This is a genomic window from Streptomyces sp. P9(2023) (assembly GCF_032436795.1).
Lineage (GTDB): Bacteria > Actinomycetota > Actinomycetes > Streptomycetales > Streptomycetaceae > Streptomyces.
The window spans coordinates 70,239-77,983 of record NZ_JAUPWM010000032.1; the positions used below are offsets into that span (position 1 = coordinate 70,239).

The 7,745-nt window shown below is 71.6% G+C and carries 7 protein-coding genes and 1 pseudogene; 3 read left to right on the forward strand and 5 right to left on the reverse strand.

Going from position 1 to position 7,745, the window contains the following annotated elements; translation table 11 throughout:
- The first annotated feature begins 38 nt into the window (after positions 1–38).
- On the forward strand, positions 39–1,250 hold the full coding sequence (locus Q5762_RS29110; protein ID WP_315895246.1) for an ATP-binding protein: 1,212 nt from the start codon (positions 39–41) through the stop codon (positions 1,248–1,250).
- A 6-nt stretch (positions 1,251–1,256) separates the two neighbouring features.
- On the opposite strand, the gene Q5762_RS29115 is transcribed toward Q5762_RS29110, so the two are convergent.
- Positions 1,257–2,024, reverse strand: coding sequence for an SIS domain-containing protein (locus Q5762_RS29115; RefSeq protein WP_315895236.1), 768 nt, complete (start codon positions 2,022–2,024; stop codon positions 1,257–1,259).
- Positions 2,025–2,184: 160 nt separating this feature from the next.
- Here Q5762_RS29115 and Q5762_RS29120 point away from each other — a divergent pair, with 160 nt between their 5' ends.
- Positions 2,185–2,877: a metal-dependent transcriptional regulator gene (locus tag Q5762_RS29120; RefSeq protein ID WP_315895237.1), complete on the forward strand. Its 693-nt coding sequence runs from the start codon at positions 2,185–2,187 to the stop codon at positions 2,875–2,877.
- A 329-nt stretch (positions 2,878–3,206) separates the two neighbouring features.
- On the opposite strand, the gene Q5762_RS29125 is transcribed toward Q5762_RS29120, so the two are convergent.
- Both Q5762_RS29125 and Q5762_RS29130 read right to left on the reverse strand, forming a co-directional pair.
- Positions 3,207–3,914: a methyltransferase domain-containing protein gene (locus Q5762_RS29125; RefSeq protein ID WP_399495290.1), complete on the reverse strand. Its 708-nt coding sequence runs from the start codon at positions 3,912–3,914 to the stop codon at positions 3,207–3,209.
- A 108-nt stretch (positions 3,915–4,022) separates the two neighbouring features.
- The gene (locus tag Q5762_RS29130; RefSeq protein WP_315895247.1) at positions 4,023–4,487 is read right to left on the reverse strand and encodes a hypothetical protein; all 465 of its coding nucleotides are present in this window, start codon (positions 4,485–4,487) and stop codon (positions 4,023–4,025) included.
- A 227-nt stretch (positions 4,488–4,714) separates the two neighbouring features.
- On the opposite strand from Q5762_RS29130, the gene Q5762_RS29135 reads away from it, so the two are divergent.
- Positions 4,715–5,965, forward strand: coding sequence for a helix-turn-helix transcriptional regulator (locus Q5762_RS29135; protein WP_315895239.1), 1,251 nt, complete (start codon positions 4,715–4,717; stop codon positions 5,963–5,965).
- A 105-nt stretch (positions 5,966–6,070) separates the two neighbouring features.
- Here the strand turns inward: Q5762_RS29135 and Q5762_RS29140 are convergent.
- Positions 6,071–6,222: pseudogene (locus Q5762_RS29140) on the reverse strand (transposase); the annotation flags it as partial.
- Between the two features lie 75 nt (positions 6,223–6,297).
- On the reverse strand, positions 6,298–7,745 hold a 1,448-nt coding region (locus Q5762_RS29145; protein ID WP_315895240.1), incomplete at its 5' end, for a hypothetical protein.

Consider the following 7,745-nt stretch of genomic DNA (forward strand, 5'->3'; position numbering starts at 1 on the left):
ACACGCGGACGGACATGCGGACGGCTGTACGGAACGTCATGGGCGGCGAACGCGCCCGCCTGACCGCCCTCTACGGCGGACTCCTCCTCCTCGCGGGCGTACTGCTCACCGGAGTCGTCTACGTCCTGGTCAAGGACGGCCTGTACTCGTCGATCAGCGTGGCGATGACGACGGCCGTGCCCGCGCAGCGGCTTCAGGACCTGCCCGCCGCCACTCCCAGCCCCCAGTGGACGCCGGCCATCCGCACGAGCCCGGCGCCGATGCCGCCCGGCGTCACCCCGGGCCTGGCGATCACCCGGACGCTGAGCGACGCGGCCGAGAGCGCCGCCCTTGAGCGCCTCCTCACGGTCTCCCTGCTCGTCCTCGCCGCGTACGCCGTCCTCTCCGTCGTGCTCGCCTGGTGGATGGCGGGCCGGGTGCTTCGCCCGGTCGCCGTGATCACGGAAACGGCCCGTCGGCTCTCCGGGGAGAACCTGCTGGGGGTCCCCCCTGGACGAAGTCCTTGGGGGAGGATCGCCCTGGACGGGCCGCCGGGGGAGTTGAAGCGTCTCGCGGACACCTTCGACGGGATGCTGGGGCGGATGGAACGGCTGGTTTCGGCCCAGCAGCGGTTCGCCGCGAACGCGGCGCACGAGCTGCGTACCCCGGTCGCCGTGCAGCGGGCGGCCGCCGAGATCGGCCTCGCGGGGGAGCCGGGACCGGAGCGGGTGGCCCGGATCCGCGAGAAGCTGATCGAGGTCGCCGACGCCAGTGAACGGACCATCGACGGGCTGCTGTTGCTCGCCTCATGCGAGCAGGGGCTGCGCGAGCGGCGCCCGGTGGCGGTCCACGAGGTCGCCGCGCGGGCGGTGGAGGCGCTGGCGGCCGAGGCGGCCGAGCGCGGGATCACCGTCTCGCTGGACGCCCGGCCGCTGACGGTGGGCGGCGACGCGGTCCTGCTGGACCGGCTGGCGTACAACCTGGTCGCGAACGCCGTCCGGCACAACGTCCCGGACGGCCGCGTCGGGGTCCGTACCGGACCGGACGGCATCGAGGTCACGAACACCGGTCCCGTCGTCCCGGCGGACACCGTGCCCCTGCTCTTCGAACCCTTCCGCCGCCTGGCCGCCCGTACCCAGGCGCCCGGCGAGGGCGTGGGCCTCGGCCTCTCGATCGTCGAGTCCATCGCCCGCGCCCACGACGCGAGGGTGACGGCGACGGCGAACGCGGCGGGTGGCGGCCTGACGGTCCGGGTCCGCTTCGCGGCCTGAGTCGGCTCAGTGCCGGAAGAAGATCCGGTCGCGGTACTCGTTCATCACACGGCCGTTCCACTCGTGCCCGCCGTCGACGTTCCCCGAGCGCAGCAGCGGCGGTTCGATGCCGAGCCGGACCATCTCCTCGGCCGCGGCGGCCATCGTGGCCTGCATCAGGGCGCTGGTGACGACCGTCGAGGCGGGGGCGAACGGCGCCTCGATGCCCTCGTGGGTCAGCTCGGCGTCGCCGATCGCGATGCGCGAGTCGAGGACGATGTCGCAGTGGTCCTTCAGGTACGTCCCCGAGACGTGCCGGGACTTCGTCTCCGTCGCGTACGCCACCGAGGTGACGCCGATCACCGTCAGGCCGAGGGCGCGGGCGTTCATCGCCATCTCGACGGGGAGGGCGTTGCGGCCGGAGAGGGAGACGATGATCAGTACGTCGCCGGCCTTGGCGGGCGAGGAGTCGAGTACGGCGCCGGCCAGGCCGTCCACGCGCTCCAGGGCGGAGCCGAGTGTCGCGGGCATGACGTCGACGCCGACGACGCCGGGGACGGCGAGCAGGTTCATCAGGGCGAGGCCGCCGGCCCGGTAGACGACGTCCTGGGCGGCCAGGGAGGAGTGGCCGGCGCCGAAGGCGAAGAGTCTGCCGCCGGCGGCGACGGTCTCGGCGATCGCGGTTCCGGCGGCGGCGATCTCCCCGGCGTCCTGGTCGCGGACCTGCTGCAGCAGGCCGATCGCGGCATCGAAGAACTGCCCTGCCAGCTTGGACTCGCGCGCGCTGTCGCCCATTCCCGAAGCTCCTTGTCGTCGTGTCGCGGATCACCGTGCGGTCTGGACCATTGCTCTGTCAATACCGTCTTTGCCCCTCGTTTCCCCCGCGCGGCACGGTTGTCGGTGTGATGCGTCAGAATTGGTGCAGGGCCAGCGCACGACTCATCGAGGGGCACGTATGTCCGGACTGATCGACACCACGGAGATGTATCTCCGCACCATCCTCGAACTGGAAGAGGAAGGTGTGGTCCCCATGCGCGCCCGGATCGCGGAGCGGCTCGATCAGAGCGGCCCCACGGTCAGCCAGACGGTGGCCCGTATGGAGCGGGACGGTCTGGTGGCGGTCGCCAGTGACCGGCACCTGGAGCTGACGGACGAGGGCCGCCGCCTCGCGACGCGCGTGATGCGCAAGCACCGCCTCGCGGAGTGCCTGCTCGTGGACGTGATCGGCCTGGAGTGGGAGCAGGTCCACGCGGAGGCCTGTCGCTGGGAGCACGTGATGAGCGAGGCGGTGGAGCGCCGCGTCCTGGAGCTGCTGCGGCACCCGACCGAGTCGCCGTACGGGAACCCGATCCCGGGCCTTGAGGAGCTGGGCGAGAAGGCCGAGGCGGAGGCCTTCCTGGACGACTCCATGGTGTCCCTCGCCGACCTGGACCCGGGTTCGGACGGCAAGACGGTGATCGTCCGCCGCATCGGCGAGCCGATCCAGACGGACGCCCAGCTGATGTACACCCTCCGCCGCGCGGGCGTCCAGCCCGGCTCGGTGGTGAGCGTGACGGAGTCGGCCGGCGGCATCCTGGTAGGCAGCAGCGGCGAGGCCGCCGAACTGGACGCCGAGGTAGCAGCCCACGTCTTCGTGGCGAAGCGCTAACGGACCGAGCGCCCGAACCTGGGGAGGGCCGGCCCCGGGGCCACTGGGCGGCCTGGGCCGGGGCGCCACAGTGCCGGCCTGGGCCGCCGGGCCGTAGGCGGGCCTGACCTCGGGCCGGCGTGCCCGCCCCGGGGCTGACGGCACGCACTCGGCCGAACCGGTCCCGCCCGCGCGCTGACCGGCCCGCACGCAGGCGACCCGCTCCGGGCAGCCCGGCACCCGGCCACCCCCACCGCCCACCCCCACCACCCCCGGCCCGTTTTACGGCGCCAGAAGGCTCACGACCCACGGACCGACGTGCGGGGGTCCTCCCCCGCGCCATCGGGAATTCAGGTGGCCTGGCGAACAGCTGTCACCAGCTGTGTGCCGGCGGTGCGAGGCCCGTCGGTGGTGGCGGACAGGACGTCGACATCGATGTCCGTGAATCCGGCTTCGTCCAGGAGTTTGGTCCACACGTGCTCTTGGAGCACCCAGCGGCGCATCGTGGTCGTCTCCCCGGTCGGTGTTTTCGCGGGGATGTCGGCGTGCACGACGTCTGGCTGGGCGGGTGCGCCGCTGAGGTAGTGGGCGAGAGTGGAGAACACCAGCCGTCCGCCGGGCCGCAGCGCGGCGGCAGCGGCCGGCAGCAACTCGCGCGGCTCGGTGAAATCGATCGCGCCGAAGACGCTGTACAGCACGTCGTAGGTGCCGGGCATGGAGCGCAGGTGGTCGACCACATCGGAGGGCACAATGCGCAGGCGCGGTGCGAGGTGGCCGAAGAGGTCGGTGGCCATCGTGTTCTGTGCGGGGGAGGCGTCGACCGCGTCGACCCGGGCCGGCTGGTGGCGGGTCGCCAGGTGGGCGGCGTGCCGGGCCGCGCCGGCGCCAAGGTCGCCCACGCACAGCCCGGTCAGGTCGCCGAGGACGTCCGGTCCGGGCCCGCTGGCCTGGCTCCACGCCCAGTAGAAGGCGGCCGGGACGGTGCGGTCGATGGTGGCGCGGGTGCGGCCGAAGTGGTGCCAGAGGTCTGTGGTGGTGGTGGTCGTCACCCGCTTCATCCTGGCGGGAGCGGCCACGTTGCGGGCGGGTTCGGCGGGAACTCACCCGGACGTGCCTCGGGGCCCGGCCGAGAGGCCGAGCCCCGAGTTACCCGAGCGCGGGGGCGGTCAGTGCGAGTCGTTCCCCTGGTGGCACGGGCCGCAGGTGGAGGCGTCGGCCCACAGCGGCAGGTCGACCTCCCATCCGTCGGCGGCGACGCGGTGGGCCGTCTTCATCACCGATCCGTCGTTCTTGAAGTCGACATCGGGCACGTGGTGCAGGAAGCGCCCGTCGTTGTGCTCGTCGCACAGCTCGGCGTAGGTCACGGTGTCGAGGATGATCGTGTGGACGCCGATGTCGACGAGCGAGCTGGGCGCGAGCCCCAGGCCCTCGCCCCGGTGCCCCATCGCGGTCAGCAGGTACGCGTAGCCCTGGCCGAGGACGCGGGTGGCCATGACCGAGTCGTACGGGTAGTCGCGCATGAGGAGCGCGACCTGCTTGTCCCACAGGTCGGCCGGCACGACCTCACGCACGGAGCGAACGGGACCGGTCGTCGGGTCGGTGGCCAGGGAGGAAGAGACGGCGGTGGTCATGGGTGCCTCCGGTGGACGGGTGCCCCGCAGGTCGGGGCGGTACATCCAGAACATCGCCCCGACCGGCTGAAGAGCCATCAACTGTCCTGCTGTGCAAGGCATTTGCATGCTCTGCAAAGCGTCTCGACAGTGCCGGCCGGCGCCCGTACCGTGGAAGCCTCGGTCGTGCGGCGTGGGAGGGGCCAGTGCCCGTTGACCCGCTCTGGAACAGCACGGGAGCACGCGAGATGGTCGCACAGCGGCGCCCGGGAGCCCTGATCCGGCTCGGCCGGGAGCACCGCGCCTGGACCCTGGCTGTCCTCGGTGACCGGCTCGGCTGCTCGCCGGCCACGGTCTCCCGGCTGGAGCGCCGCACACGGGTCATCGACCTCGCTCTAGTGCACCGTGCGGCGCTCGAAGTCGGCGTCCCCCCACACATCCTGGTGACTTCGCTGGCGCCACTCCCTGCCACAGCAGCGACGGCCACTAGAGTGACGGCCAGTCCGCGTGACGCCGAGGAGGACCCCATGCGCCGCCGCACGCTGCTCACCGCCACGGTGGCGGCCGGACCGGCCGCCCTGCTGATGGGCCTGGACGAGGCCCTGGCCGATGCTCCCCCGCCCCCGGGGGCCGGGCCGCTGAACGCCCGTTTGGCCACCGCCCGCACGCTCTACGACAAGGGCGAGCACCAACAGCTGCTCGCCGTGCTTCCAGGCCTATTCGCCGACGCGCACGCAGCCGTTGCCTCCCGCCACGAGCTCGACCAAGCCCGGCTCTCCTCCCTCTACAGCCTCGCCTCCGCCGTCCTCATCAAGTTCGGCTCGTACGACCGCGCGCGCCTCACCGCGGACCGCGCCCGCACCTGGGCCCAGGTCTCAGGCTCCCCGCTCGCAGCCGCAGCAGCAGCCCGCGAGCTGGCGATCGTGCTCCGGCACCAGGACCAGAACACCGCCGCCCAGCGCCTGATGGTCTCGGCGGCGGCCGACGTGGAAGCAACCGGACTGCGCACAGGCGCCTCCGCCGCCGCGTATGCACAGATGCTGTGCACGCTGGCGTACACAGCCGCCCGGGGCGGGCAGCGCGCAGCTGCCCTGTCGATGATCGAGGAGGCCCGTCGCGCCTCCCGCTCGCTGCCTCCCACCGCGCCGGCGGGGCGGCTCTTCCCGATCAGCCCGGCATCCGTCGACCTGTACGCCGTCGGCGTCCATTGGGCACTCGGGGACGCGGGCGCCGCGTTGGAAGCCGGCAAGAACCTGCGCCCCGCGCAGTTCCCAACGGCCGAGCGCAGGGCCCGCATGGGCACCGACATGGCGCGAGCCTGGTGGGCATGGCGGCGGCCCGAGCAGACCGCCCGCGCCCTGCTGGACGCCTACCGGGCGAGTCCCGGTGAGGTCCGGGACCGACCCGCGATCCGCAGCATCGTCCACGAGCTGGCCGAGCGGCACCCCCGCACCAGCGGCGTACGCGAACTGCACACCGCTGTGGTCCGGGCCAACTGAGTTCTCGTCGCCCCCTTCCCACCTCGCGGCCATGTGGACGCGGGAGTTCAGAAACAGGCACCAAGCTTGTCGTTTAACGTCGGACGGCCAGGACGGCAGCCTGAGAAGGTTTTTGAACCCCCGCCGGACACGCACGGGGGTGAGTTTGTTCGGTTCTGCTGGCAGCTGCCAAGGCGGTCGGAGGTCGGCGACGAGCGGCCGCGCGAGGCGGAGCTGCGTGTGGCCGCGAACACCAGCCATGCCCACCGGTCGGCCGCTGCCGAGTGCACGTGCCGTCCCGGAGAGGGAACGCCTGCGCGCTCCCTCTCCGGGACGCCGACTCGCCGTCGCCCTCAGTCGCTGCCCGCATGCGCGGCGGCCGACGCGGACGCCGGGACCTGGTCGGTCCGCACCACGTCATGGGGCACACACGGCGATTCCATCCGAGACACGAGGTCCGTCAAGGAGGCGATCGCGCGCAGGAAGTTCCCATGCAGATAGCCTTCGCCGTCCGCGGCGACGGTCGCCCCTGTCTCCTGGAGGTGCTGGGCGATCTCCTCGATCGTGGCGGAGAGCGGTGAGCCGGGCGGTACGTCCACGACCTTCCCGCCGATGACGATCAGCCCACCGCCAACGCCTTCCGCCCCGAAGAGCCGCGTCTCGGGTCCGGCCATGAACCGGAGATCCGGCCGCTGCGTCACACTGAGCCGCGCCGTCCGCGCGGCGGCGTCCATGTCCAGCACCTTGACTCGGACCAGAGGACTCGCTCCCGTCGGATCGTTGGGGTCCCCGCGGACGAACTCGTCGCCCTCCCGAAGGTCCTGCCTGCCGCCGCTCTCGGTCGCGGTGAGGAGATACGACCTGTTGTAGGTGAGCTCGTGCACCAACACGCAAGGCTCCGGAATCGCCGCGTCCCAGCGTTCCTTGACACGGAACTCGAAGAAGTACGGGCCGACGCGCGCGCAGAGGTGGCCGGGGAGGTCATGCCGGTGGAGCGGTCGCAGGTCGACGAGCGCGTCGGTCTCCGTGCCTCCCGCCTGCCAGACGCGCGTCATGTCGAGCCATCCCTTGCCCCACATGGCGGCGGCGTTCAGACCGGGGCCGATCCGCCAGATCGGCCGGCCTGCGCTGTCCAGCTCCGTATAGACCGGATGCGGCGCCATATAGGGGGTGCGGTTGCTCATGACGTCCCAGTGGTCCCCGTACTCGTACCCTCCACCCCAAGAGTGGTCGAGACCGTGGACATGCCCCATCTCGTGTCCGACAAGGCTCGGGGACAGCGACGTCATCCCTGCCGAATCCCTGCCGTCGCCGGAAACGGCGCCCTCCGGTATGCCGAAGAGGTCCGTGGGGGGATGGGTGACGACGAAGATCCGGTTCGCATAGGGCGACAGGCTGTCGCCCGCGTTGAGCGTGGCCTGGCGCGCCCAGGTGATCAGGTCCCTGCGGCCCTGCGGGTTGCCTCCCGACCCGACGTAGTCGGATACCTTCTGGGAAAGCCGGTGCCAGCCGAACACGCGTGAGGTGCTGAGGTCGAGATTCCCGTGGGACATCTCCCGGTAGAAATCGACCAGGTTGAACTGCCCCGCGCCCGCGGTCGTGAACATCTCTTCGAAGCGCTGGCGAGTGAAGGGAGGCGGAGTCGTGGCGTCACTGAACTGGACCAGCAGGAAGGCCCACGGGTAGGACGGCTTGCCCGGTGGACGCAGGAAGGCGATCTCCTGCCAGTCTGTGGCGAAGGCGCCTTCAGGGATGACGGTGACGTCCTTGAGGACGTTGTTGGTGTCGATGGTGCCGATGA

What these genes read in the sequence shown, in the direction of transcription:
- Q5762_RS29115 (WP_315895236.1), bottom strand. Translation starts at nt 2,024, where the DNA reads ATGGGCGACAGCGCGCGCGAGTCCAAGCTGGCAGGGCAGTTCTTCGAT.
- Q5762_RS29130 (WP_315895247.1), bottom strand. Translation starts at nt 4,487, where the DNA reads ATGACCACCGCCGTCTCTTCCTCCCTGGCCACCGACCCGACGACCGGT.
- Q5762_RS29125 (WP_399495290.1), bottom strand. Translation starts at nt 3,914, where the DNA reads ATGAAGCGGGTGACGACCACCACCACCACAGACCTCTGGCACCACTTC.
- Q5762_RS29120 (WP_315895237.1), top strand. Translation starts at nt 2,185, where the DNA reads ATGTCCGGACTGATCGACACCACGGAGATGTATCTCCGCACCATCCTC.
- Q5762_RS29110 (WP_315895246.1), top strand. Translation starts at nt 39, where the DNA reads ATGGGCGGCGAACGCGCCCGCCTGACCGCCCTCTACGGCGGACTCCTC.
- Q5762_RS29135 (WP_315895239.1), top strand. Translation starts at nt 4,715, where the DNA reads ATGGTCGCACAGCGGCGCCCGGGAGCCCTGATCCGGCTCGGCCGGGAG.